Source organism: Dyadobacter sp. UC 10 (assembly GCF_008369915.1).
Lineage (GTDB): Bacteria > Bacteroidota > Bacteroidia > Cytophagales > Spirosomataceae > Dyadobacter.
The window spans coordinates 3,491,708-3,516,660 of the sequence record NZ_VSRN01000001.1 but is presented as its reverse complement, the minus strand read 5'-3'; the positions used below and the strand labels follow the sequence as shown (position 1 = coordinate 3,516,660).

Annotated in this window: 20 protein-coding genes and 1 tRNA gene; 10 read left to right on the top strand and 11 right to left on the bottom strand. The window is 46.5% G+C overall.

Going from position 1 to position 24,953, the window contains the following annotated elements:
• Nucleotides 1–30: 30 nt before the first annotated feature.
• Both FXO21_RS14500 and cobA read right to left on the bottom strand, forming a co-directional pair.
• Nucleotides 31–1,383 carry an alginate export family protein gene (locus FXO21_RS14500; protein ID WP_149640742.1) on the bottom strand — a complete coding sequence of 451 codons (1,353 nt, stop codon included), beginning with the start codon at nt 1,381–1,383 and terminating at the stop codon, nt 31–33.
• 24 nt (nt 1,384–1,407) lie between these two features.
• Entirely contained in the window at nt 1,408–2,166 is a 759-nt protein-coding gene (gene cobA / locus FXO21_RS14495; RefSeq protein WP_149640741.1) for a uroporphyrinogen-III C-methyltransferase, read from the bottom strand.
• Nucleotides 2,167–2,441: 275 nt separating this feature from the next.
• On the opposite strand from cobA, the gene nirB reads away from it, so the two are divergent.
• The 4 genes from nirB to FXO21_RS14475 all read left to right on the top strand — a co-directional run bounded on the left by nirB (nt 2,442) and on the right by FXO21_RS14475 (nt 7,599).
• The gene (gene nirB, locus FXO21_RS14490) at nt 2,442–4,958 is read left to right on the top strand and encodes a nitrite reductase large subunit NirB (RefSeq protein ID WP_149640740.1); all 2,517 of its coding nucleotides are present in this window, start codon (nt 2,442–2,444) and stop codon (nt 4,956–4,958) included.
• Nucleotides 4,959–5,127: 169 nt separating this feature from the next.
• Nucleotides 5,128–5,481, top strand: a complete 354-nt coding sequence (gene nirD / locus FXO21_RS14485) for a nitrite reductase small subunit NirD (RefSeq protein ID WP_149640739.1) — start codon at nt 5,128–5,130, stop codon at nt 5,479–5,481.
• 4 nt (nt 5,482–5,485) lie between these two features.
• Nucleotides 5,486–6,916 carry an ATP-binding protein gene (locus FXO21_RS14480; protein ID WP_149640738.1) on the top strand — a complete coding sequence of 477 codons (1,431 nt, stop codon included), beginning with the start codon at nt 5,486–5,488 and terminating at the stop codon, nt 6,914–6,916.
• Nucleotides 6,917–6,933: 17 nt separating this feature from the next.
• Nucleotides 6,934–7,599, top strand: a complete 666-nt coding sequence (locus FXO21_RS14475; protein ID WP_149640737.1) for a response regulator transcription factor — start codon at nt 6,934–6,936, stop codon at nt 7,597–7,599.
• A gap of 49 nt (nt 7,600–7,648) precedes the next feature.
• Here the strand turns inward: FXO21_RS14475 and FXO21_RS14470 are convergent, their stop codons facing one another.
• The 5 genes from FXO21_RS14470 to FXO21_RS28775 all read right to left on the bottom strand — a co-directional run bounded on the left by FXO21_RS14470 (nt 7,649) and on the right by FXO21_RS28775 (nt 12,853).
• Entirely contained in the window at nt 7,649–8,128 is a 480-nt protein-coding gene (locus FXO21_RS14470; protein ID WP_149640736.1) for a DUF6252 family protein, read from the bottom strand.
• 203 nt (nt 8,129–8,331) lie between these two features.
• Nucleotides 8,332–9,138, bottom strand: a complete 807-nt coding sequence (locus FXO21_RS14465) for a LytR/AlgR family response regulator transcription factor (RefSeq protein WP_149640735.1) — start codon at nt 9,136–9,138, stop codon at nt 8,332–8,334.
• A gap of 3 nt (nt 9,139–9,141) precedes the next feature.
• Nucleotides 9,142–12,165, bottom strand: coding sequence for a two-component regulator propeller domain-containing protein (locus tag FXO21_RS14460; RefSeq protein ID WP_149640734.1), 3,024 nt, complete (start codon nt 12,163–12,165; stop codon nt 9,142–9,144).
• Nucleotides 12,166–12,256: 91 nt separating this feature from the next.
• Nucleotides 12,257–12,688 carry a hypothetical protein gene (locus FXO21_RS14455; RefSeq protein WP_149640733.1) on the bottom strand — a complete coding sequence of 144 codons (432 nt, stop codon included), beginning with the start codon at nt 12,686–12,688 and terminating at the stop codon, nt 12,257–12,259.
• 21 nt (nt 12,689–12,709) lie between these two features.
• Nucleotides 12,710–12,853 carry a hypothetical protein gene (locus FXO21_RS28775; RefSeq protein WP_192579223.1) on the bottom strand — a complete coding sequence of 48 codons (144 nt, stop codon included), beginning with the start codon at nt 12,851–12,853 and terminating at the stop codon, nt 12,710–12,712.
• 331 nt (nt 12,854–13,184) lie between these two features.
• Here FXO21_RS28775 and FXO21_RS14450 point away from each other — a divergent pair, with 331 nt between their 5' ends.
• The 3 genes from FXO21_RS14450 (at nt 13,185) to FXO21_RS28770 (ending at nt 17,209) form a co-directional block, all read left to right on the top strand.
• A complete protein-coding gene (locus FXO21_RS14450) occupies nt 13,185–16,127 on the top strand; it encodes a DEAD/DEAH box helicase (protein ID WP_149640732.1) in 2,943 nt (980 codons plus the stop codon).
• Nucleotides 16,128–16,465: 338 nt separating this feature from the next.
• Nucleotides 16,466–16,927: a hypothetical protein gene (locus FXO21_RS14445; RefSeq protein WP_149640731.1), complete on the top strand. Its 462-nt coding sequence runs from the start codon at nt 16,466–16,468 to the stop codon at nt 16,925–16,927.
• 120 nt (nt 16,928–17,047) lie between these two features.
• On the top strand, nt 17,048–17,209 hold the full coding sequence (locus tag FXO21_RS28770; protein ID WP_192579222.1) for a hypothetical protein: 162 nt from the start codon (nt 17,048–17,050) through the stop codon (nt 17,207–17,209).
• A gap of 151 nt (nt 17,210–17,360) precedes the next feature.
• Here FXO21_RS28770 and FXO21_RS14440 read toward each other — a convergent pair whose 3' ends face one another.
• The 3 genes from FXO21_RS14440 to FXO21_RS14430 all read right to left on the bottom strand — a co-directional run bounded on the left by FXO21_RS14440 (nt 17,361) and on the right by FXO21_RS14430 (nt 21,698).
• Nucleotides 17,361–18,656 carry an adenylosuccinate synthase gene (locus FXO21_RS14440; protein ID WP_149640730.1) on the bottom strand — a complete coding sequence of 432 codons (1,296 nt, stop codon included), beginning with the start codon at nt 18,654–18,656 and terminating at the stop codon, nt 17,361–17,363.
• Nucleotides 18,657–18,729: 73 nt separating this feature from the next.
• On the bottom strand, nt 18,730–19,233 hold the full coding sequence (locus FXO21_RS14435) for a Fur family transcriptional regulator (protein ID WP_149640729.1): 504 nt from the start codon (nt 19,231–19,233) through the stop codon (nt 18,730–18,732).
• A 122-nt stretch (nt 19,234–19,355) separates the two neighbouring features.
• Nucleotides 19,356–21,698 (bottom strand): RelA/SpoT family protein, encoded by a 2,343-nt coding sequence (locus FXO21_RS14430; RefSeq protein ID WP_225865691.1) that lies wholly within the window; start codon nt 21,696–21,698, stop codon nt 19,356–19,358.
• A gap of 132 nt (nt 21,699–21,830) precedes the next feature.
• On the opposite strand from FXO21_RS14430, the gene FXO21_RS14425 reads away from it, so the two are divergent.
• A tRNA-Leu gene (locus tag FXO21_RS14425) sits at nt 21,831–21,912 on the top strand.
• A gap of 163 nt (nt 21,913–22,075) precedes the next feature.
• Nucleotides 22,076–23,425: a trigger factor gene (gene tig / locus FXO21_RS14420; RefSeq protein ID WP_149640728.1), complete on the top strand. Its 1,350-nt coding sequence runs from the start codon at nt 22,076–22,078 to the stop codon at nt 23,423–23,425.
• A 79-nt stretch (nt 23,426–23,504) separates the two neighbouring features.
• Here tig and FXO21_RS14415 read toward each other — a convergent pair whose 3' ends face one another.
• The gene (locus FXO21_RS14415) at nt 23,505–23,885 is read right to left on the bottom strand and encodes a helix-turn-helix transcriptional regulator (RefSeq protein ID WP_149640727.1); all 381 of its coding nucleotides are present in this window, start codon (nt 23,883–23,885) and stop codon (nt 23,505–23,507) included.
• A 248-nt stretch (nt 23,886–24,133) separates the two neighbouring features.
• Here FXO21_RS14415 and FXO21_RS14410 point away from each other — a divergent pair, with 248 nt between their 5' ends.
• A complete protein-coding gene (locus tag FXO21_RS14410; RefSeq protein WP_149640726.1) occupies nt 24,134–24,808 on the top strand; it encodes a ClpP family protease in 675 nt (224 codons plus the stop codon).
• Nucleotides 24,809–24,953 lie beyond the last annotated feature (145 nt).

The window sequence follows — 24,953 nt, the reverse complement described above, 5'->3', positions numbered from 1 at the left end:
CGTTTTGAAATGATGATTTTAAGTCGGGGCTTACTTCAAAAAATCGGGTTTGAGTTGGATCATCAGGTAAGCCCAGTTAGCCATTTTCTGCGGATCTTTTACATTTTTAACCACCGCCAGACTACCCGTAGGAAGGAAAGTGCAATATCCGCCCTGGAAGCTGACCATATTGGTAAGGTTATAAGTGGCGATCAGGTCAAGCTCGCTCCCAAAATTAGATGAGAGCTTTTCGTCACGCGCATTTCTGACGACAGCAGCACTGGAAAACTGGTGCAGATCAGCCTGTATCGTCAGTTTCTGGGTAGGTTTGATAATGGTATTGATGTAAAAATCTGCCAGGCCGCCGCGACCAAAACCATTAGCCGCATAGAAGTAATCCATTTGTCCCCAAAACTTATGAGGCGTTCCATACAATGGATCAAAGGTGTGATTTTTGGCAGATCCTGCCGACGAGCCGGAAGTGTAATCAAAGCCAGGGCCTACTGCAAAATTGCGGGTCATATTGTACAAGCCGCGCACCGAATACATCCACGCGCTCAACGATTTTCCGTCTTTGTCTTTTCCGGTCTGATAATAGGCGCTGGCAGTCAGGTTCCAAAATTTGCCCAATGAAGTCTGCAGGTAAGGTCCGGCCGTAATGCGATTCCATGTGCCGGGACGCAGGTTTCTCGCCCCCGCTGAATCTAACTTATACTTTTGAAAATCATCTTTAAACAACAGAAAAGAAGCATTACCTTTTTTATATTTCTTGCCTAAATATGCAAACTGCATGGACTTATACATTGTACCAATGCCGTTTGTCCCAGCCGCGTAACCCACCGGAACTCCGTCGTACAAAACACCGCTCCTAACCTCACGGTTTTGGTTATACGCAGCACCTAGATGAGCAAGAAAACCATTGTTCTCAAATTTAACCAAAACACCGTCGTGGCGCCTCGCCTGCTGGAGCCAGTCCAGATTCCCCAGCAGCCGGCTCTCGTCATAAAGCAATTCCTGTCTACCGATTTTAATCGCAACTACTTTGCCGGATTTGGTTTTGTTCGTATCCAGCAGACTGATCTCTCCCCAGGCCTCGTGCAGCATCAGCCCATTCTGGGCCTGATTAGTGACCCTGTTATTGGTAGAAGCATCCTGCCCCCAGACCCGCACATCCTGCAAAGCTGTAAAAAATTGCATTCTATAACCTTTGTAACCTGCATTCAGCCTGGTACGCTGGGAGGTGAAGAATGCAGGCTTTTCACTTTTCGACAAAGGCGAACCCTGCCCGTGCAATAGTTCGGTGCGGGTACGGAGCTGGCCCGACAGACTGAACTGAGCCAACGCTCCCGGGGTTACCAGCAATGCTGACAAACCCGCTATTACCATGCATATAGCTGTTTTCATAGTGCAAAACTGGTTGGGGGATGATTAGCAAGCGATCCCGTTACTATGCAAATATTCCAATGCGTAAGCAGGATGCAGGGCCACAACTTCGCCCATGATCATAATCGCCGGGGTACCGATCTGGTGTTCCCTCACAAGCTGCGGCATTTCCCAAACCTGCCCCACCACACTTTTTTCATCCGGCCGCGTGCCGTTCTGAACAACGGCCATCGGCAAATGCCCGCGTCCGAAACGTTTGTAAAGTGCGCATATCTCATTCAGCTTGCTCATTCCCATCAATACCACCACGGTTGCTTTTGACTGTACCGCAAGTTGCAGATCATCCGAAAGCGCGCCGTCGCGGGTTGTTCCCGTGATCACCCAGAAACTTTCACTCACCCCCCGGCGGGTAACGGGAATTTCCATGGAAGCAGGCACCGAGATACAACTTGAAACGCCCGGGACAAGCTCAACCTTTAAGCCAAAATCTCTCGCATATTCCATTTCCTCATGGCCACGGCCAAATACGAATGGATCGCCGCCTTTCAATCGTACTACGTGGCCTTTCTTCCTGGCCAGCCGCACAATCAGCCCATTAATCTCCTCCTGAGAAAATGAAGGCTTACCCGCCTTTTTCCCGACGTAGATTTTCATGGCATGCGCGGGAGCAAATTCCAGCAGCGCGTTACAGGCAAGTTCATCGTACAATACGACGTCCGCTTTTTCCAGTGCCCTGATCCCTTTCAGGGTAATCAGCTCGCCGTCTCCAGGGCCTGCACCAACCAGTGTTAGTTTAGCTTCCATTTTTTTACAATTCAGGAGTGAATATTGAAAATGTACTATGAATAGTGTTTTATAACCATTCTATTTACTGCTTCAAAATTAGAAGCTATATTTTACAAAACAACTGTTTAACCAAAATTTATATTCACAATCAACCATATTTGCGAATATAAAATTAGGAAATTGACTATTTGCCATTTAGTTTTGAGAGTCGCAAATAGAAGACGCAACATAGTATAATTAAAATAATGCAATTAAATAATATTTGATTTACAAATTAATAGTTATTATATACTATGAATCAAAAATCAGGCACCAGAATCGTAGTGATCGGCAATGGAATGGTCGGTTTCAAGTTTTGTGAAAAACTGCTGGCGAAACGGCAGGCGGGTCAGGAAATCAGTATTACTGTATTTGGCGAAGAACCCCGCGTGGCCTACGACCGCGTGCATTTAAGTGAATACTTTGCCGGCAAATCCGCAGAAGACCTCACACTGGCGGGCGAAGATTGGTATGCCGAAAATGGCATAGCGATCTATCTATCCGATCCTGTCGTCGATATTGACAGGGAACAGAAGCTGGTTCGCTCCCACCATGGGATCGTAGTACAATATGACTACCTGATCATGGCCACCGGCTCGGGCGCGTTTGTTCCTACGATCCCCGGAGTTGAAAAGGATGGTGTTTTCGTGTACCGAACCATTGAAGACCTTGAACTGATTCAATCGTACGCACGCAAAGCCAAAAAAGGTGCGGTGATCGGAGGGGGATTATTGGGGTTGGAAGCTGCAAAAGCATTGCTTGACCTTGGCCTGGAAGAAGCACACGTAGTGGAATTTGCTACGCGGTTAATGCCAAGGCAGATCGACGAAGCGGGTTCCAGAATGCTGCAAAGCCAGTTGGAAAGCCTGGGACTGCATATTCATCTTTCCAAAAACACGCAGGAAATTACAGGCGGGGATTGTATTGAGGGAATGCAGTTTGCGGACCAATCGTTTCTGGAAGTCGATATGCTCGTGATTTCTGCGGGAATACGTCCGCGTGACGAGCTTGCCAAAATTGCGGGCCTGGAAACGCACCCGAGAGGCGGCATTATCGTCGATAATCAGCTGCAAACCTCCGATCCGAACATTTTTGCTATTGGAGAATGCGCCCTCGCGCACCATATGATTTACGGACTCATCGCGCCTGGCTACGAAATGGCCGATGTAGTCGCCACCAGGCTGACCGACGGCGCGAAGGAATTTTTGCCTTTCGATATGTCAACCAAGCTCAAACTGATCGGTACCGATGTAGCCAGTTTCGGTGACCCTTTCATAGAAGAGCCTGCCTGCACCACAGTGCGTTACGAAAATAAAGCCAAGGGGATTTACAAACGCATTAACGTAAGTCCTGACGGAAAAACGCTGCTGGGCGGAATCCTGGTAGGCGACGCGGAGCAATATAATATGCTGCTCCAAACGTGCAAAAGCAAGACAATCCTGCCACCGGATTCGGAAGATTTGATATTAGGATCGAGGGGCGGAGAAGAAACCGGTGCGGGCGTAATGAGCTTTCCCGACGATGCGCTGATCTGCTCCTGCGAGGCAATAACGAAAGGAATGCTTTGCCACGAAGTGAGCGAAAACGGCAACCATACCATTGATTCGATCAAGAAATCATGTAAAGCCGGCACGGGTTGCGGCGGTTGCATTCCGATGGTGAAAGATATTATCGCCGGCACATTGAAACAAAATGGGGTCTATATAAGGAATGTGGTCTGCGAGCATTTTGATTATTCGCGGCAGGAGTTGCTGGATCTGGTCAAAATGAATGGTTTGAAAACCTACGGAAACGTACTCGATACCTTCGGAAAAGGCGACGGCTGCGAAACCTGCAAACCGCTTGTCGCTTCGCTGCTGGCGAGTTTGTGGAATGAAAGCATTCTGCAAAAAGACCGAGCGCCTATTCAGGATTCGAACGACCGCTACCTGGCCAATATTCAGAAAGGCGGCACTTATTCGGTTGTTCCAAGAATCCCCGGCGGCGAGGTAACCCCGGAAAAACTGATCGTGATCGGGCAGGTGGCGCAGCGTTACGGCTTATATACCAAAATTACCGGCGGCCAGCGCATTGATTTGTTCGGCGCACACCTGGGCGATCTGCCGCAGATCTGGGAAGAGCTGATCCATGCCGGCTTTGAAAGCGGGCACGCTTATGGGAAATCTTTGCGGACTGTCAAAAGCTGCGTCGGCTCCACCTGGTGCCGGTTTGGGGTACAGGATTCGGTGAGTTTTGCGATTGAAGTGGAAAACCGGTACAAAGGATTGCGCTCGCCGCATAAGCTGAAATCTGCGGTTTCGGGTTGCATTCGCGAATGTGCCGAGGCGCAGAGCAAGGATTTCGGGATTATCGCCACTGAAAAAGGCTGGAACCTATATGTATGCGGAAACGGCGGTTCCAAACCGCAGCACGCACAATTACTGGCGACGGATGTGGACAAAGAAACCTGCCTCCGCCTGATCGACCGTTTCCTGATGTTTTATATCAAAACCGCCGACCCGCTGGCACGCACTGCAACCTGGCTGAATAAAATGGAAGGCGGCATCTCGTACCTGAAAGCAGTGGTAGTAGACGACGTACTGGGCATTGCAGCAGAGCTGGAAAGAGACTTGCAGCAGCTGATCGATGTCTACCAATGCGAGTGGAAAGAGGTAGTAGATAACCCTGAGCTAAGAAAGCGCTTCTCTCATTTTGTCAATACCCCTGTAAAAGATCCTTCGATTCAATTTGAAGAAATGAGGGAGCAGAAAAGAGCAAAGGAGTGGGTGTAGGTGGCTGTTAGCTATTGGCTACTAGCTATTGGCTATTAGCTATTAGCTGTTGGCTATAGCGAATGACCACTATCTGAACGATAAATCCGCAAGAACTAAAAGCTAACGGCTAAAAGCTAATAGCCAATAGCCAATCAATATTTCTGTCAATCAAAAAACCATTCATCCCATGGAAACCCAAACTAACATTGATACGCAAGTAACATGGCATATCGCCTGCCATGTAAGCGATATTCCCGAAGATGGCGGCGGCTGCGCGTTTATCGACGGCAAACAAATCGCTATATTTAACTTTGCCCGGCGGGGTGAATGGTATGCGACCGATAATGAATGTCCGCACAGACAGCAAATGGCAGTTTCGCGCGGGATGATCGGGAGCCACGACGGCGAGCCGAAAGTGGCTTGTCCTTTTCACAAAAAGACGTTTTCATTACAGACCGGGCAGTGTTTCAATGACGATGCCTATCAAATCAAAACTTTCCCGGTGATGGTCAGGGAAAACCTGGTGTACATCGGATTATGAGCAAATGGAGAGACTCGACAAACGGGTAGCAGGAAGTCTGACCAGGTTTTATGTAGTAGCACTCTGCGTAGTCGCATTGCTGACTATCAGTGGGTTATTCTTAATTCGGAGAACGATCAGCAGCCTGAACCACGATAGTCGCGTCGTGAATGTCGCCGGCAGGCAGCGAATGCTCAGCCAGCGGCTTACCAAGCTTGCTTTACTTAAAGCGAATAAAACTGCGCCGCAGGATCGTGTTCAGTTTTCGTCCCTTTTAAATCAATGGAAAACCAGTCACGAGCAGCTGGCTAGCCGGAGGTTACCTATTGAAAATGGCATTGTAACCTGGAAAAGCGCGGCACTGGATACGATGTTCCGGGAACTGGAACCTGTATTCAGTGAAATGTACAGCCAGTTTCTGGCGATTGATCAGGATAGTAGTGCCTCCCCGCAAATGCAAATTGCATTACAGGTGGTTCTTAGAAATGAGCCGTTGTATCTGGGCAAGATGGACAGGATCGTTTTCCAGTTTGACCAGGAAAGCTTTCAACGGCTCGAAAACCTGGAAAGAATAGAGTGGATACTCGATATTATGACCATTCTGGTTTTGCTGGCGGAGGGTTTGCTGATTTTCCGGCCGGTGGTCAACACGACCAGGAGAGTTGTGCGGATGTTGACCGAGTCGGAAGTCGCATTGCAGCTATCTAACCAAAAATTAAAAGAAGCAAACCTGCAACTGCTTGATGCACAGAATGAATTGTTGCGGGTGGAGGAAGAAAAATACGAGCTTCAACTGGCTGAGGACCGGATCCGGGCCGCTTCGCTGATCGAAGGCCAGGAGGAGGAGCGGAAAAGATTTGCACTGGAACTGCACGATGGCATCGGCCAAATGCTCACCGGGCTCAAACTGCATGCGGAGAAATTGAAGTCGGTTCAATTTCACGACGAAAAAAATCAGAGGCGATTTGAACAGCTGGTTTCTTTGATCCAGGATATTATCCAAACCACCCGCCAGATTTCCTTCAATTTAATGCCTTCGGTACTGAATGATTTTGGCCTTACCTCTGCTTTGAAATTACTCTGCGACCAGACTACCGAAGTTTCCGGGGCAAAGGTTGATTTTGAAGGAAATACTAACGAGCGGATCCCGATGAGCCGCGTTATGGAAACGAGTCTGTACCGCATTGCACAGGAAGCATTGAATAATGCCTTGAAGCACGCGCAGGCCAGCGGGATCAAGATTAAATTGGAACACACCGGGAATCGTGTTATTTTGGAGATCGCGGACAATGGAAAAGGGTTTTCGCTGGATAAAGTCAAAACCGAAAAGCATTCATTTGCGACAGGGAACGGGATGGAGAACATCCGCACCAGAAGCCAGCTCCTCAATGGAAAAATAGAGATCATTTCCAGAATTGACGGGGGCACTAAACTGGTCCTGGAAGTTGATTTATGAACTGATACTTAAAAAAAATGCCGATCAGGATATTGGTTGTTGACGACCATTCTGTTGTAAGACAAGGGATTATCACTTTGCTGGAAGACGAAGAGGACCTGCGTATCGCGGGCGAAGCTTCCGATGGGGATGAAGTGTGGGATATGGTCGAAAAAGTGAATCCGGACCTGATCCTGCTCGACCTGACCATGCCGCGCCTGTCGGGATTGGATGTGATCAAACAGATAGTCCCCGCCTTTCCGCATGTTAAAATACTGGTTTTCAGTATGCATACCAATCCAGACTATATTCTCACTTCCGCGTTAAGTGGCGCCTCGGGTTATCTTCAAAAAGATACGGGCCGAGACGAAATGCTGCGTGCGATCCGTGCTATTGCAAAGGGCGAGCTGTATTTTCCACCTTATGCCTCGTCCATTATCATTCGCAAGTTGCTTAAACAAGTATTGGTTACGCCGCAACCAGAGCCGGAAGCCGCAGAGCTGGAAGGAAAATTCGTTTGGAATATCCTGACGCCCCGCGAGCAACAGATCCTCAAATGCCTGATCGAAGGAATGAGCAGCAAGGATATTGCCGAAAAGTTCGAAATCAGCTCCAATACCGTTGCTAACCAGCGGGCAAGTATCATGAAGAAAACGAATGTGAAGAATACCGCAGAGCTGGTCAGCCTGGCACTGAAGAAATAAAAAAGGCTGCCCGAGAGCAGCCCAGTGTGTATAGATTCAGGAACTGGGATTATAACTTGACGTTCACATTAAAGCTTCCGTCGGTCAGTGTGCGTTTTTTAGTCCCGGTGGCGTCGACAGCGGTGAAACTGAATGTTCCTACGATATTGGTAGCCGTCTTTTTAGAGATCGTGATCGTGCCTTCCCCGCCATTAATCGTTGAAAAGTCTTCCTTATTCATGGTAAGCACTGCGAAATTTACTTCGTTGATCGGAAAAGTGCCTTCGTTTACTGTATTAGGAAGTGCGATCGCGACGATATCACTGGTTTTGCTATCAAGCCCATAGATCGCGTAATATTTATCGTTACCAGGAAAATTGGCGAGGGCATAAGAAAAATCAGGCGCATATTCCTTTCCATCTACTTTCACCCGGAAACCTGCTCCAGACGGTGCAGGTTCAGGATTTACTTCGTCCGATTTTTTGCTGCACGATGTCAGACCAATCATGCTAATAAAGACAATAAGGAATGCGATTTGTAAAGTTTTCATAATGCGTAAGAGTTGTTGTGTTTTGAATATGAATTTCGAATCGGAACAGGCTTTTAAGCCCTTATTTCCTTTTTGACATTTCAAAAGTAATACAACCCGGAGGCGGCAAATTCAGCAATATAGGTCAGGCAGGTTTTGGTTTAAACGTGGCGGAAATAATCTCAAAACCGGCGCAGTCACGCAAACCCCTGTACCATTCCCGCTTATTTCAGCTTTCCTGAATTGACGTAAAAATCTGATAACAAAGACAAAAACTCTTCTTTTCGTCGGCGCGAAACTTCAATTTCGGTATTATTACTCATCCAAACCTGCCCGCCGTCACCTTTAACGTACCGCTTAATATGTTCCAGATTAATGATATTGGATTGATGAACGCGGAAGAAATAGTAGTTGTCCAGGATTTCTTCGTATTCTTTTAATAACCGGGATACCACAATAGAAGGACCTTTGATCAGGTGAAATTTGGTATAGGAACCCAGCGACTCGCACTGGATAATATCGGTCATTTGGATAAAATGGATACCCTCCGCAGTGGGAAGCGCGATACGCTGATTTTCATTGCGTTTTCGCTCTATGAGCCTTGGACTTTTAGTAGGGTCTAAATGTTCCTGCAGAATCTGGATCTGCTGGGGATTTACCTTCGTCATTTTAGACATAAATTTCGCAACCGCTACCTGCAATTCATCGGGGTCAATGGGTTTCAATAAATAATCAATGGCGCTGAACCGAAAGGCGCGGATCGCGTATTCCTGGTACGCTGTTGTAAAAATCACCCCGAAATCGATCTTATCGAAGGTCGCCAGCAGGTCAAAACCAGATTTCCCAGGCATTTGAATATCCAGGAATATCAGATCAGGCTTCTTTTCACGGATCAGCCCGATCCCCTGGTCGGCATTCCTGGCCTGCCCGCAGATCTCCACTTCCGGGCAAATGAGCTGCAGCAGATTTGCGAGCGCCTCGCGGGCATTTGTTTCGTCATCAATAATTAAAGCGCGTAGCGGTTGATCCATTTTTCAAACGTTAGTAATTGGAATTATCATGATTACCCGCGTTCCGGCGGGCTTGTTATTCTCGTCGAAAAGATCCACCAGTTCGAGACTGGCATCGCTATCCTTTCTGCGCAGCGAATCAAAAATGCCTCTTGTCATTTCCTGTCCGCGGGAAATATGTCCTTCCGACCTCGGCGCAAACTCCCTCCCTACTCCATTGTCCTCGATCGTGCAAACAATATGCTTATCCCGCAGCCCGGCCGTAATGCTCAATTTTTTCTCCCCTTCTTTCGGCATCAGACCGTGCCATATTGCATTTTCAACATAAGGTTGCAGGAGCATGGGCGGCAGCTGGGTGTCGAGCAGCATTTCGTTTTCTTCGATATCAAACGTGTAGGTAAACTCGTGGTTGAACCGGAAAGATTCGATCTCCACATACATTTTGAGCGTGTCAATGATTTTTTCGAAAGACAAATACTGGTGGTTCGAATTTTCCATGATCCGCCTGACCAGCTTGGAGAACTTCGACAGGTACTTCGCGCCTTCCACGCCGCGATTGGTCAGCAGATAATTCTGTACCGAATTGAGAGAATTGAACAAGAAATGTGGGTTCATTTGCGATTGAAGCGCTTTTAATCTCCATTCCGCGATTTGCAGGTCGAGCTTATTGCGCTCCGCCAGCGTATTCACGCGCCAGCGCATCATACCCACGATCAGCGCTGCGATAGCCAGACCAATGAGTGTCCTGAAAAACCAGGTATTTGTAAAATAAGGCTTGACGGTCAACAGGACAACCAGCGGTTTTTCGCTTGTTACCCCTGAGCTATTGCTGCTCTTGACGCGGAGGGTGTAAGTCCGCGCAGGGAGATTGGTGAATGAAATGGTATTCTGGTTGCCCAGCTCAATCCAGCCAGAGTCAAAACCTTCCAGCTGGTAAGTGTAGTGATTTTGGGAAGCCGGCTCGAAATTGAGTGTTGAAAAATTAAAAGTAACCGCATTTTCATCCGGATGCAGCACGATCTCCCGGGCCAAATCCTGCTTCCAAGTTTTCCCTTTCACTTCTACCGTGCTCAGCACAATCTGAGGCTTCGTCGAATGCCTGTTAAGCTGCCTGATATTCAGTATATTAAAAGAATTGATATGACCAAGCAGCAGCTCATTTTCAGGACTATAAAAAAAACCTACAGGCGCATTGCTCCGAAGCCCTTCAATCGTGGTGAGGTACCTGATCCTGCCGGTTTTTAGATTGGCAATGTGGATACCCTCGTTGGTACTGAACCAGAGATTACCGTCCGGTGTTTCGGCGATATTAGCGCAATAGGTATCTTTCAGCGCAGCCGAGTTAAACTCAAACGTATTCAATATCCGGCCACCCGCAGATAGTTTAGAAACCCCGCCCCAGCTGGCGATCAGAATAGAACCGTCGGCGGCGACCTGTAATCCATTTATACAATCTCCCCCAATTTTTTGTCCACTATTTTCGGGCAGCTTTTCGATGTTGGTAAATTTTCTGCTTTTCTCGTCAAAAAAGAAAAGCCCTCTGGAACAGCTGGCGATCCATATTTTGCCATCTTTACCTTCCACGATGGACTTAATATAGCTTTCACGGGTCAGCTCTGCACCGTCTTTTTTATCCCAGAGGCTGATCTCACGATTGCTCGTCGGGTCTATTACTTTCAATCCCTCATTCAGACTGGCAATCCAAATCCTTCCTTTCCCGTCAACCAGCCCGTCGCGGAAATCCTGGTTTTTGAATAATGTCAATGCAGGCTGCCAACGCTCAAATTTTCCTTTGGCCAAATCGCCTGCAAAAATCCCTTTGTCGGTAAATGCAAACGGGCGGCTATTTATCCACCTGATCTGCTGCACATTAGCTTCGACAGGCAGTGCAATGTGCCGGAATTGATTCGTAGATACTGTCCATTCAAGTGCGCCGGAATGTGAAAGTCCAAGCAGCCATTTCCCCGCCGGTCCCGACTGGATATTCGTGATCTGGACAGGAAGTCTGACGATATTCGCCGGGATCACAACAGTGCGTATTCCGATATTGCGGTAACGGTATTTGTAAATGCCGGCGCTGGTCCCGATCCAAAGTATTCCATTTCCCTTATCATGGTATATATCCTTGATTTTGATACCGTTACTATAAAATTCAGGAAGATGATAGAGTTTTTTAGTATCAGGATAAAATACGCTGATGCCATCGTTTGTTCCAATGAATAGTAACCTGCGTCCATTTTCATCCCGCGATTCACGCGCACAGATCACGCTATTTTGCTCAAAACCCTTTTTAATGATCTCAAATGACTGATCAGCCGGTGAAAAACGGACCAGTCCATATTCGTAACCACCGATCCAAAGGTTGCCGGCTGCGTCTTCAGAAGCCCGGCTCAGCCTCACGAGAACGCGGTTTTGAGGCAAATCAGCGCGCTCTCCCAACACACAGATGAGCTTGTCGACCCTGCGGTCATATTTGAAAAGGCCTAATTCTGACACGATCCACAGGGTTTTGTCTGACCCCTCAAAGAAGCTCGCATATTGGTATACGTTTCCACCCGGTACAGAAGTGAAGGTGTAGCGATGAATTTTCTTCGTGGCCGGATCATAGCGTTTCACGGAAGTGTAGTCGCAAATCCAAACCTGGTCAAAAGAATCGACCATTGCCTGTTCGTGCAGGTCATTTCCCTGATCTGCATCGTCATAATCATTACGGGCGACGGTCTTTACGTCGAGGGTTTTGATATCGATCTTCACGATCCCCCTGGTATCAACCGATGTATAAATATCTCCTTTTGAGTCAGTTGAGATTCCGGAGCAGAGGCCCAGCGAAAGACTATCGAGCCGGAGAAATTGGTAACCGTCGTACCGGCAGATATTTCGGCCGGTGCCGATCCATAAAAAACCCTGCTTGTCCTTGGTGATGCACCAGATATCATTGGAAGGCAGCCCTTCTTTGGTAGTCAGGTGTTCCAGCGTCAGGATCGGCATTTGGGCAATGGTGTTCATGCAGGTTATCAAAACCAGAAGGAAAACCCTGAAATGCCTCATAAATGGAATTGTTGAGTGGCTGTATCTTCATCCTTAAAGCGCTTACCCTGAAAAGCATACGCATTGGACAGGAGGTATTTTCGCAAGCATGCTACCTGACTTCCTGCAAAGAAAATGGGCGCAGGTGGTCACTCTGAACGCTGCTCCAGATGCCGGTCAGCCGCAGGAGGCTGTTGTCTCCATTTTCGAATGTTCCTTTGAATGCGCCTGTGGTTTTGCCGTTTGAGGTTTCAATTATGATCAGCTCATTTTCCCCGTTCAAAGCGCCCACGAGCTCGACTTCTTTTTGCGAGTTGCTATGACGGTAGGAACCTTTGATAAAATTGTCGCTGAAATGCAGGCTCATTTGCAACGGGGAGATAGCGGCGGGCTTATCTTCCGTGGAGAAGCGCCCGACAAAATGCCGCAACCTGCCACTGACCTCGGTTTTTGTGCGGGGTTGTGCCAGAACGGTATATTTCTTTACGCAATAACAAACGACAAGTAATAAACTGAATGTCAGATAATTCAGAAAAGATTTCATAATCAGGTTCGTGAGTGTCGGTTAAAATAGTACCAGGGTCAGCAAAATGATCATAGTGATGACAACGAGCGCGATCCAGTCAAAACCACGGTCAACGAACTTGCGGAATTCCGTCCGAATGGTTTTGAAAAATTGTTTTCCGGAAATGTGCCCGCCGCTTGCCATGATCGTTTTGCATTTTAAATACTATCTTAAAACTCAGCATATTAAACGCATCAAAAAGCCACAATTCATATTTGGTGTAAAAGCCTGAAAAATGTGGTCGGAACGGCTTGATATGCGGATCGATGCGGCCTGTGGAGCAGGCGGCCGGCAGCGCGATTTTATTCTAAAAGACAGCCAACTTTTTCTACAAAAATATCCGCCGCGCTTGCCGGTAAGTCTTTTATTTAGGGACGAATTAATCTATATTTGAAGTTTATCAATATCCCAAAGAGGTTATTCCAAACCTTGATCAGCTTTTCGTCAACACTTACTATTAGCAGCAAATCAGATAATGAAAGTATCTCCCTCTGAGCCATTCAAGATTGTATATTCAATTCTGAACCATGAGTATTTGGGGTATATTTTTGAATCATTCGCCGTTCAGCTGAATGTCCAGGGAGAATTTACGTTTCAGATCCAGAATATCTCTTCAAAAAATGTAAAAGAATTCAGGAGCGGGCTTGATAGCCGGGATATTGAACTTGTGAAGCTGATCGACGATATTCAGCAGGACCTGGTTTTGCGGAAATTCAATACCAAAAAATTAAGCGCTGTTGACTTTTTCCTTAAAGTATATGACCCTCAGAAAGGTGACAAATTAATACAGGAAGCGATTGCAGGTTACCTCGAGAACTGCAAGGCAAGGATACTTGAAAAGCTCTCCGGAAAGGATATTTTCATCATGGGAAGCGATGGTAACCCGCTATGGAAACGCGTCGAAGTCGAGCCTGAGAAAGCCTCTATTCGCTTCCATTTCGTTAGAAATGAGGATAATACCCACTATTTCCCTACCATCAGGTATAAATATCAAAAGCTTGAATTTCAGTATAAAAACGCATTCCTGATCTGCGAAGATCCGGCATGGCTGATCGTCGACGGACATTTGTATAGTTTTGAGGGTAATGTCGACGGTAAGAAGATTAAGCCGTTTTTGAATAAAAAATTCATTGCGATACCCGGTCAGGTGGAGGAGCAATACTACGGTCGCTTTGTGGCCCCGCTGATCGCTTCTTACAATGTGGTAGCAAGGGGTTTCGAAATCCGGAACGTATCGTCTTCGCCAAAGACCATTCTGACGATCTCGGAATTTTCTTCTACACCTAAAAAAGCGGCTGTGCTTTTTCAGGATTCGGAAGATGTGGAAGTGCTGGAAGAAGAAGATAATGATGTCGCCTTTGACCTGTCGTTTCAATATGCAGGTTTTTCCTTTCACTATGACAGCTTTGCGCACCCTTCCAGTGTTCATATGGAAAAAAGGGGGAATGACTACTTTTTCAATAAGGTAAGGCGCAGCATAGATGTGGAAGGTGAAAATGTACGAATGCTGAAAGAATGGGGCTTGAATATGCGGAGCGGGAAACTGCAGATGCCAAAATCTCAAGCTTTCGGCTGGCTGCAAAGCAATGCTAACATGCTGGCCGAAAACGGAATCATCGTTCGTCAGAACACCAGCGACAGCAAACGCTATTTTCTGGGTTATTCTTCGCTGGATATTTCCATTCAGGAAGGGCGGGATTGGTTTGATATCAATGCAAAAGTCAGGTTCGGGGAATTTGAAATTCCTTTTATCGAGCTCAGGAACTACATTTTAAATCGTAAAAAGGAATTCCTGCTTCCAAACGGTGAAGTGGCGGTCATTCCCGAGTGGTGGTTTACCAAATATTCCGAATTCTTTTCATTTACCGAACATTCGGGGCACGACGATGCATTCCGCCTCAGGATGCACCACCTCGCGCTGGTCCAGGAGTTGCAGGAAGAAAACCTGGCGACTGCGGTGATCAGCCGGAAACTGGAAAACCTGCGCAATTTTCAGCAGATCGAGCCGGTAGTTCCTCCGGTGAATTTCAAAGGCACGCTGCGCCCCTATCAGAAAACGGGTTACGACTGGCTGCAATTTCTCAAACAATATCGTCTTGGGGGTTGTCTGGCAGATGATATGGGTTTGGGAAAAACGGTACAGACGCTGGCATTGCTGCAATCTGAGAAGGAAAATGGCACCGGCAGTCCGTCGATGCTCATCATGCCGACCTCGCTGCTCTACAACTGGCAGCTGGAAGCAAAACGTTTTACGCCCGACCTGAAAGTGCTGCTTTACACGGGCACAAACCGCGAGAAAGATACTTCTCAATTTGATCAGTACGATCTGATCCTGACATCCTACGGAATTGTGCGGCTGGATATTGATATCATTGAAAATTACCGGTTTAATTATGTTATCCTTGATGAATCGCAGGCTATTAAAAATCCTGCCTCAATAATCACAAAGGCAGTCCGGAAGCTCAATTCCACGCACAGGCTGGTATTGACAGGTACGCCGGTGGAGAATAATACCCTGGATCTTTGGTCGCAAATGACATTTGTGAACCCCGGCTTACTAGGTAATCAGACCTTTTTCAGGGACGAATTTCAAATACCTATCGAAAAAAAGGGTGACGAGGAAAAGACAAAACGGCTTTATAATCTGATCAAACCATTCATTTTGAGAAGATTAAAATCGCAGGTTGCGACTGATCTGCCGGAGAAAGTGGAAAGCGTTCAGTATTGCGATATGTCGGACGAACAGGAGAAAGCTTATGAAGAAGCGAAGGCATATTATCGCAATCTGATCCTGCAAAGTATTGACAAAGAAGGCATTTCAAGATCTCAACTCGTAGTGCTGCAAGGTCTGACCAAGCTGCGCCAGCTCGCAAATCACCCTGTAATGGTCGATCCGGAATATCAGTTTGGCTCAGGGAAGTTTGAAGATATACTGCACAAGATGCAGACTGTCATGAGTGAAGATCATAAAATATTGATTTTCAGCCAGTATATCAAGCATCTGGATCTATTCAGACACTACCTAGACGAGAATCAAACCAAGTACGCCTATCTCGACGGATCAACCAAAGACCGACAGGAGCAGGTAGAGACTTTCCAGGGTCGGGAAGACATTAAGATATTTTTGATCTCCTTAAAAGCAGGTGGATTGGGCCTCAACCTGACCGCAGCCGACTATGTATTCATTCTCGATCCCTGGTGGAATCCTGCTATCGAAGCCCAGGCCGTGGATCGCGCACACCGGATCGGCCAGGATCGCACGGTATTTACCTATAAGTTTATTACGAAAAATTCGGTGGAAGAGAAGATCCTTGCTTTGCAGCGGACTAAAAAGCAACTCGCCGATGATCTTATTTCTAACGAAGAAGGATTTATCAAATCGCTGAGCCGGGAAGATGTATTGAACTTGCTGGCGTAAGCCTTTGCCGGTGTTGTCACCGGTTGCGCCAATGCTGGTGTTCTCAACAAGCGCTATGCATCATGCTGAGTTGTTCCTCTTGCCCATATTCACTCGGACTGCATATTCCACTCCTGCCTCAACAGTAAATTCAACTGAGCCGCGTAATCTTGTAGGTGACGTAAATTATATATTGAATTCCAAAACTGCGTAGTCCATTTCGCCACCGGCTCGATTTATCGCTTAGCAAGTTGCATTGCTATCTAAAGACCTAATGATAAGCGCCTGTTGCCGCATAGCAGTTTCTTTGCTAATTATCGGCAAAAGACTTCCAATATTGTATTACTTAGCGATTTAAGGTGAAAGACAACGAGAAAATAATTAAGGAGCTGTCAACTAAAAGCCCCAGACAACGGCTAGGGGTTATACAGCGATTACTAACGTATGCTAAGCCGCCGCTTGTCGTAGCTCTACTTCTAACACTAAGAAAATTACAAGTGCCTAATGGTAGAAGACAAGTTGTGAACTTCATGGCTAACTCAAAAAACCCTTTTTACCTTGATAGCCTCGTTCAAGAGCTCAAGTTTACCCAGTACGACTATGTAGAGCGGGACATAGTGCTGGCCGCCCTAATAAAAATAGGTGCATTTGACCGATTCTTTGGCCATCGAAGGCCAGGCATTAATATTCAGAAAAAACTTTTCCTAATTAATAAACTAAAAGGTCCTAAGACCCTGATTCAAATACTTGAAAACGAAACTATTGATTTTGAAGAACTGGTAAAAAGCGTTGAGAGCGACACTTCTCATTGGACCAAGTAAGGTAATCTTACTCCAACACTAACTTTACCTTCACAATCTTGACTCTACGACTCCCTCTAAAACCCACTCTGACCGCATATTCCACTCCCGCCTCAAAAGCAAATTCAATTGCGCCGCGTGATGTTTCAAGTAACAAAAGTTTTTACCATGCCGGTATTGTCACAGGAATCGCTCAAGTTGGCGTCCTGCCGGAAGACCCTTGCTTTGCAGCGGACTAAAAAGCAACTCGCCGATGCTCTTATTTCTAACGAAGAAGGATTTATCAAATCGCTGAGCCGGTAAGATGTATTGAACTTGCTGGCGTAAGCCTTTGCCGGTGTTGTCACCGGCAACGTGCGACAAAGCGTCGTGCCAGGTTGTTGGTGACAACACCAACAACGGCAAACGCCGCCACTGAACTGAGTCAGTGACGGCGTCTTCGTAATATACTATTTTAAACCGACAATGCTGATGGTTCGCGACTGATCAACGCTTCACGATCGGGACCAGTAGAAATGAAAGTGATCGGCAGTTTTAATTCCTCTTCCAAAAACTTCACATAAGCCAGGAGCTCTTCCGGAATGGCGTCGAAATCGTGAATACCATCCAGCGACTGCTGCCAGCCCTTAAATTCTTTATAAACAGGCTCAACCGACTCGTCGCAGAGGTCGTAAGGAAGTTGTTCGGTCAACTTCCCGTCGGCCAGCTTGTATTGCGTACAAACTTTGATCGAATCAAAGATCGTCAGCACATCCACTTTCATCATGATCAGCTGCGTAACTCCGTTGATCATGATCGCATATTTCAATGCAGGCAGATCTAGCCAGCCGCAGCGGCGCGGGCGACCAGTAGTAGCACCGAACTCCCGACCTTCCTGACGCATTTTTTCGCCCACTTCGTCAGATAACTCAGTAGGAAACGGGCCGCTTCCGACACGTGTACAATATGCTTTGAAAATACCAAAAACCTCTCCTATTTGCTTTGGAGCAATACCAAGACCTGTGCAGGCACCGGCTGTCATGGTAGTAGAACTGGTTACGAAAGGATACGAACCAAAATCAATATCCAGCAATGAACCCTGTGCACCTTCTGCCAGAACTGTTTTGTTTTGTGTCAATGCATCGTTCACCAGGTACTCGCTGTTGACCAATGTAAACTGCTTCATGAATTCAATGGCTGCAAAGAAATTCTCTTCTGCTTTTGGCAGTGCTTCGGCGTAATCGAATTGATAAAAATCGAGAATGACTTTGTGGGCATCAACCAGTTTTTTGTATTTCTGGGCAAAATTTGGGGAAAGTACATCTCCTACCCGTAGACCAAGTCTTGCAGTTTTATCCTGGTAAGCCGGGCCAATCCCTCTTAAAGTTGAGCCTATCTTTGAATCGCCTTTCGACTTTTCGTAAGCAGCGTCGAGCAGGGAGTGTGTGGGCACAATGATGGATGCTTTTTTGGAAACATACAGATTGCTGATCAGGTCCAGATTGTATTTACCTAGATTCTCAATTTCTCTTCTGAAAACGATTGGATCCAGCACGACGCCGTTTCCGATGATATTCTGTATATCGCTACGGAAAATCCCGGATGGAATTTGGTGCAAAACATGTTTGATACCGTCAAATTCCAAGGTGTGTCCGGCATTTGGGCCGCCCTGAAACCGGGCTACAACCTGATATCGTGGCGCCAAAACGTCCACAATTTTACCTTTTCCCTCGTCTCCCCACTGGAGCCCAAGTAGTACGTCAACTTTCATTCAATTTTTGATTACTGAAACTAATATTGTACAGGCGGGCAGCAGGACAACCTGCTGCCCAATAGCAATGTGATTATCTGTCTTCGTAGGCTGCCGAAGTTTGCCGTGGCATTTCATTTCGGTTCTGGCAATTCTCTTTTGTACAATTGCCGTAAAAAATCAGGGAGTGGTGCATTACACTGAAATTGAGCATTTCTCCCACCATATTCTGAATGGACTGGATCCTTGGGTCACAGAATTCCATCACTTTATGGCAATCGGTGCAGATCAGGTGATCGTGCTGTTTATTACCGTATGATTTTTCAAACTGCGCCAGGTTTTTACCAAACTGATGCTTGGTTACAAGGTCACAATCTACCAAAACATCCAGGGTATTATAAACAGTAGCGCGGCTGACACGATAGCGCTTGTTCTTCATGCTGATATAAAGCTCATCGACGTCAAAATGATCTTCCCTGGTGTAGATCTCTTCCAATATCGCAAAACGCTCAGGTGTTTTACGAAGTCCTTTATTTTCCAGGTAAGCCGTCAGAATCTTCTTGGCGGCTTCGAAATTTGGTTTGCTGGCTTGTGGCATATCTGTGATATTCTTGCGCGAAAATACGCTTTTTTACAGTAAATCATAGTTAGTAAGGCAATTTAACAATAGCACGACCAACCAGATTTAATAACACTGCATATTGATAATGGTTCACCCAATTAAGTGTGACTGAGGTTGGTGTCGAAGCGCTGAACATTATAAACTCCCTCCACCTGTTCGAGTTTATTTATGAGAATATCCAAATGTCGGGTATCCTGTACATAGAGCTTGATATCTCCATTGAAAACACCGTCTTTAGTATCGATCGTGAGCCCTCGCATGTTGATATGCAGCTCGTTAGAGATAATCCTTGTCACGTCATTTACCAATCCCACGCGGTCGGTGCCTGACAAATACAGTCCGGCCAGAAACGCCTCATCCTTGTTCAATTCCCATTTCGCCTTAATAATCCTGTTACCGTGCTTAGACATGAGCTCGGCGGCATTCGGACAGGTCGTTCTATGAATTTTGATCCCCTCGTTGATCGTTACAAAGCCAAAAACGTCGTCTCCTGCGATCGGGTTACAGCAGGCAGCCAGCTTGTAGTCGATCTTGTCCATATCGTCGCCAATAAGCAGCGTATCGCTGTCGGCGCGGTCGCCGTGTATTTGTTTCAGGAATTTGGTAAACGTTTTACCATCGTTGGTACCATTCCCGGGAGGTGTATTATTACTGACGGCATCAGCGATCTTGCGCTCTTTGGTTTCCTTATCTCTCTTGAATCTCTTCAATTCATCGAGCTGAATATAACCTTTTCCGATCCGGTAGAAGAAATCGGTTGAAGTTTTACATTCAAAAAAGGCGCGCAGCTGATTCACTACCTCAGCGGTCAGATCGATACCCAGGATTTTGAGTTTCTTCTCGACCATCTGGCGCCCGTCGGTTTCGTAGCGACGGTTATCTTCTTTGAGAAAATCCTTGATCCGTGCCCTCGCTTTCGACGTAACTACGATACGCAGCCAATCTTCATTGGGTTTTTGCTTGCCGGAAGTAATGATTTCAATCTGGTCGCCATTATTGAGCACGTAGCTGATCGGCACCAATATCCCGCCCACTTTCGCCGCCATACAATGCGCGCCCACTTCCGAGTGAATATCGAATGCAAAGTCGAGCGCGGTAGCGCCACTTTGCAATACTTTCAGTTCTCCTTTTGGTGTAAAAACAAAAACTTCTTCATTAAACAAGTTGCTCCTGAATTCGTCCAGGAACTCAATAGCGGCTGTTTTGTCGCCAAAACCATTTTCGAGCGTCTCGCGCACCTGCGTGATCCATTGTTCGATATTGCCGCGGACTTTGGTATCGTTGCCCTTATATTTCCAGTGTGCCGCATATCCCTTTTCGGCAATCTCGTCCATGCGTGTCGTACGGATCTGCACCTCCACCCACTGTCCGCTTTTGCTCATGACCGTCGAGTGTAGTGACTGGTAACCATTTGCACGCGGCGTACTCAAAAAATCTTTTAACCGATCAGGGTTGGGTTTATAATGGTCAGTTACAATAGAATATGCCTGCCAGCAAATCGCCTTCTCTCGGTCATTTTCAGCCGAAGATTCGAGTACGATGCGAATGGCAAACAGGTCATAAATTTCTTCAAAAGGCTTACTCTGCTTGCGCATTTTATTCCAGATCGAATAAATCGATTTGGGGCGGCCTTTGAGGATGAAATTCAAACCGGCGGATTCCAGGTCCTGCGCGATCGGCTCCATGAATTTGGCGATAAAGCGATCACGGATGCCTTTCGTTTCTCTCAGTTTCCTGGCGATTGCCCGGTACTCCTGCGGCTCAGTGTATTTGAGGTACAGTTCTTCCAGCTCGGATTTAATGCTGTAAAGCCCGAGCCTGTGCGCGAGTGGCGCGTAGATAAATATCGTTTCAGAAGCTATTTTGAGCTGCTTGTCGCGCGGCATACTGTCGAGCGTCCGCATATTATGCAGCCTGTCAGCTAATTTGACCAGAATTACCCGCACATCATCCGACAACGTAAGCAGCATTTTACGGAAATTTTCCGCCTGCTGGGAAGATCCGTATTCGAACCTGCCGGAGATTTTGGTAAGCCCGTCGATGATCTTCGCGACTTTTTTACCAAAAAGCCGCTCAATATCTTCGATCCGCATATCGGTATCCTCCACCACATCATGCAGCAACGCCGCCACAATGCCGGTTGTACCTAAACCGATCTCCTCAACGACAATTTGTGCTACCGCAAGCGGGTGGTAAATGTAAGGTTCCCCCGATCGCCGGCGCATATCCTTGTGCGCCTCGACAGAGGTGTAGAATGCCTTTTTGATCAATTTGGCATCATTGTCCTTTAAGAATGGCTTGGCTGTACGTAATAACCTCCGATATTTTTTAAGAATATCCTTCCGCTCCTGTTCAAGATCTATATTGAGGGCCTCAACGAGTTGCTCCACTGCTGTTTTGTTATTGGTATCCTTCACCAAAATAACAAATTCCGGCGACATTTTTCAATATCCTGTTACCAAAAGATAAAATTTTCAAAAAAGCTTGCATCTATCTAAAAAATAGAAATACCTTTGCACTCCCAATTCGAGAAAGGGCAGCAATACTAACCCTTATTGAAGCTGGAAGAGTGAGCGGGCGTGGCGGAACTGGTAGACGTGCTAGACTTAGGATCTAGTGCCGCAAGGCGTGGGGGTTCGATTCCCTCCGCCCGTACGATTACAAGGGAATGACGGGGCATCAGATTCCTATCCCATTTAGAAAAATGTGCTGCTCCGTAGTAAGACCCGTCAAATGCCCTCAGGACTTCGTTTTGAGGGCATTTTTATTTTTCAATTCTGTTTTATACCCAAGGTGTTACCATTAGCATAAGCGAAATATGGAAGTTCTGTTAGAAAAAAGCTCACCAACGTTGGCTTCATTGAAAGTAACGTTAACCAAAGAAGATTACCAGCCTAAGGTTGATAAGACAATAAAGGACTATTCGAAAAAGGTAAACCTGAAAGGGTTCCGCCCCGGAAAGGTCCCTTCCCACGTGATCCAGCGTATGTATGGAAAAAGCATTCTGGTTGACGAAGTTAACAACCTGCTGAGCACTGCAGTTAGCAACTATATCAGAGAAAATAAACTGCAGGTTGTAGGTGACCCTGTACCTGATCGCGATAAAGCGGCTGCGGTGAACTGGGATACTGCCAGCGAATTTGAATTCAGCTATGATCTGGGCGTTGCATCCGATTTTGAAGTAAATCTTTCAGAACTGCCAGCAGTAAAAAGATATACGATCAATGTCGATGATAATGAACTGGTAAAAACTTTGGACAGTCTGCGCGAGCGCTTTGCCGACAGCATTCATCCGGACGTAAGTGAAGCCGGCGATATGATTTTTGGTGAACTGAAACAAGAGTCAAGCGAATTCACTACCCGCACTGCGATTCCTACGAAACAAGTGAAGGAGGAAGCAGTTGCGAAATTTGTCGGAGTGAAAAAAGACGACGTGATCACTTTCGATATTCAGGATACGTTCACTGACGAATCGGCGATTGCACACGTTACCGGCAAGAAAAAGGAAGATATCGGAACGCTTTCGGGCGATTTTGTTCTGACTGTTGAAGATATCACCCGCCAGGCACCGGCTGAATTGAACCAGGAGTTTTTTGATAAAGTATTAGGACCGGGACAAGCCGAAGGCGAAGAGCAGTTCAAAGAAAAAGTTCTCGAGATCATCAAAGGTAACTACGAGCGCGAAACTGAAGCGTTGCTTCGTCGCGATATCGAATTTGCATTGCTTGATAATATCGCAATTGATGTTCCTGAAGAATTTCTGAAAGAATGGCTGGAACGTTCTAACGAAGGAAAATTCACCCGCGAGCAGATCGAAGAGCAGTTTGAGGATTTCAAAAAATCATTGAAGCTGAGCCTGATCAAAAATAGGGTAGCCGACAAAGAAAGCGTTAAAGTTGAATATCCTGAGATCCTTGAATTTACCCGCAATATGGTAAAAGGTCAGTTTGGCATCTACGGTGACGACGATAATATGAAAGAAACAATTGATCGCGTAGCACAAGGCTATTTGGCTGACAAAGAACGCGATAACTATACCAGCATTTTCAATCAGGTATTTGATAACAAAGTTTTGGATATCATCCGCAACCAGGTTAGTACCGACGAGCAAACGATCGAAGTAAGTGAATTCGAGAAACTGGCGAAAGGCGAAGAAGTAGCTGCCTGATTTTAGTTTGCATTGAATATTTTTTACTGGCCCGCACAGGACGTCCGAAATTCGGGGCGCCATGTGCGGGCCAGTGTTTTTATTTAAAGCCGATCCGCTCGCGTTGTTGTCCCAGCTCCCGAACAATTCCTTCGCCAAACCACTGCCTGAATTTCAGCTTCCACTGATCCAGCTCGTTCTGGATCCTCCGGTTCTCTGCCAGCAGACGCGTATTTTCCTGACGCAGCCAGTCTGTTTCGGACATGGATACCGAATCGAAGCCCAGCATTTCCTGCAAAGGCACATCGAGTAACTTGGCAATATTTTCGAGCCTTGAAACGGATAATTCAGTTCTTCCTCTTTCCAGGTCGCCGTAAGCTGTGGTGGATAGGCCGAGCATATCAGCCATATTTTCCTGAGAAAGGCCTTTTTGCAATCTGATCAGGCGGATCTTTTCGGATAAGTTAGATGCTGCGCTCATAGTCGCTGTATTTATCTTTTTCAAAATCGTTACAATGCAATGTAGCTAACGTTATTAATATCTGCTCCTCGCAAATTCCGACAAATTATCGCAACAATTGACAAGGATTATTCAACGAAATAGTCAAATTTGCAACAACCGAATTAGTCGGCAGGCAGGTATTTATACAGAAACTAACATATATTGCTTTTTGTTCTGTTAAGCATTTAGCCCTTTAAATATAAATCCAATTAAAATTTAGTTGATCGATGAATCAAGGAAATGAATTTAGAAAATATGCTGTCCACCACCTTGGAATGAACGGCCTTACGGTGGACGGTTACATGAACCACACAGTTGAAAATATGACACGCTCAGTGATCGAAGAGCGCCCGATGAACTTCCGCGAAGTGGATGTTTTCTCCCGTTTGATGGCTGACCGCATTATATTCATGGGAACGGGAGTGGACGACAATATTGCGAACATCATTGTGGCGCAGCTATTGTTCCTCGAATCTGCTGACCCTAAAAAGGATATTCTGATGTATATCAACAGTCCCGGCGGATCTGTATACGCTGGATTGGGAATTTACGACACCATGCAATATGTAAGACCTGATGTAGCGACGGTATGTACCAGCCTCGCAGCCTCGATGGGCGCTGTATTGCTGGCAGGTGGAGCTGCCGGGAAAAGGGCTGCATTACCGCATGCACGAGTAATGATCCATCAGCCTTCGGGTGGCGCACAAGGGACTTCGGTTGATATCGAGATCACGACGCGCGAAATTGTAAAGCTGCGCCACGAATTGTATGAAATCCTTGCAAAACATACCGGGCAGACACCCGAGCAGATAGCTTTGGATTCGGATCGTGACAAATGGTTGAAAGCCGATGAAGCGAAAGAGTACGGTCTGATTGACGAAGTTTTGACCAGAGATAAATAATTAAGCAAAGTTGCAAAGCACCCGGATAGCTCGCCTGTCCGGGTGCTTTTTATTGTGCGGTTGATTTCAATTTGGTAAGCCGATCAAAAAACCGGAAATTTGTAGTACTGAACCAATGTTAACAAAATGCCAGAATCGGAAACGA

Excerpts from the sequence above, each read along its gene's own strand:
- FXO21_RS14465 (WP_149640735.1), bottom strand. The coding sequence starts at position 9,138 with ATGGATCAACCGCTACGCGCTTTAATTATTGATGACGAAACAAATGCC.
- FXO21_RS14455 (WP_149640733.1), bottom strand. The coding sequence starts at position 12,688 with ATGAAATCTTTTCTGAATTATCTGACATTCAGTTTATTACTTGTCGTT.
- FXO21_RS14450 (WP_149640732.1), top strand. The coding sequence starts at position 13,185 with ATGAAAGTATCTCCCTCTGAGCCATTCAAGATTGTATATTCAATTCTG.
- cobA (WP_149640741.1), bottom strand. The coding sequence starts at position 2,166 with ATGGAAGCTAAACTAACACTGGTTGGTGCAGGCCCTGGAGACGGCGAG.
- nirB (WP_149640740.1), top strand. The coding sequence starts at position 2,442 with ATGAATCAAAAATCAGGCACCAGAATCGTAGTGATCGGCAATGGAATG.
- FXO21_RS14480 (WP_149640738.1), top strand. The coding sequence starts at position 5,486 with ATGGAGAGACTCGACAAACGGGTAGCAGGAAGTCTGACCAGGTTTTAT.
- FXO21_RS28770 (WP_192579222.1), top strand. The coding sequence starts at position 17,048 with ATGTTTCAAGTAACAAAAGTTTTTACCATGCCGGTATTGTCACAGGAA.
- FXO21_RS14500 (WP_149640742.1), bottom strand. The coding sequence starts at position 1,383 with ATGAAAACAGCTATATGCATGGTAATAGCGGGTTTGTCAGCATTGCTG.
- FXO21_RS14435 (WP_149640729.1), bottom strand. The coding sequence starts at position 19,233 with ATGCCACAAGCCAGCAAACCAAATTTCGAAGCCGCCAAGAAGATTCTG.
- FXO21_RS28775 (WP_192579223.1), bottom strand. The coding sequence starts at position 12,853 with ATGGCAAGCGGCGGGCACATTTCCGGAAAACAATTTTTCAAAACCATT.
- tig (WP_149640728.1), top strand. The coding sequence starts at position 22,076 with ATGGAAGTTCTGTTAGAAAAAAGCTCACCAACGTTGGCTTCATTGAAA.
- nirD (WP_149640739.1), top strand. The coding sequence starts at position 5,128 with ATGGAAACCCAAACTAACATTGATACGCAAGTAACATGGCATATCGCC.
- FXO21_RS14430 (WP_225865691.1), bottom strand. The coding sequence starts at position 21,698 with ATGTCGCCGGAATTTGTTATTTTGGTGAAGGATACCAATAACAAAACA.
- FXO21_RS14460 (WP_149640734.1), bottom strand. The coding sequence starts at position 12,165 with ATGAGGCATTTCAGGGTTTTCCTTCTGGTTTTGATAACCTGCATGAAC.
- FXO21_RS14415 (WP_149640727.1), bottom strand. The coding sequence starts at position 23,885 with ATGAGCGCAGCATCTAACTTATCCGAAAAGATCCGCCTGATCAGATTG.
- FXO21_RS14475 (WP_149640737.1), top strand. The coding sequence starts at position 6,934 with ATGCCGATCAGGATATTGGTTGTTGACGACCATTCTGTTGTAAGACAA.
- FXO21_RS14470 (WP_149640736.1), bottom strand. The coding sequence starts at position 8,128 with ATGAAAACTTTACAAATCGCATTCCTTATTGTCTTTATTAGCATGATT.
- FXO21_RS14410 (WP_149640726.1), top strand. The coding sequence starts at position 24,134 with ATGAATCAAGGAAATGAATTTAGAAAATATGCTGTCCACCACCTTGGA.
- FXO21_RS14440 (WP_149640730.1), bottom strand. The coding sequence starts at position 18,656 with ATGAAAGTTGACGTACTACTTGGGCTCCAGTGGGGAGACGAGGGAAAA.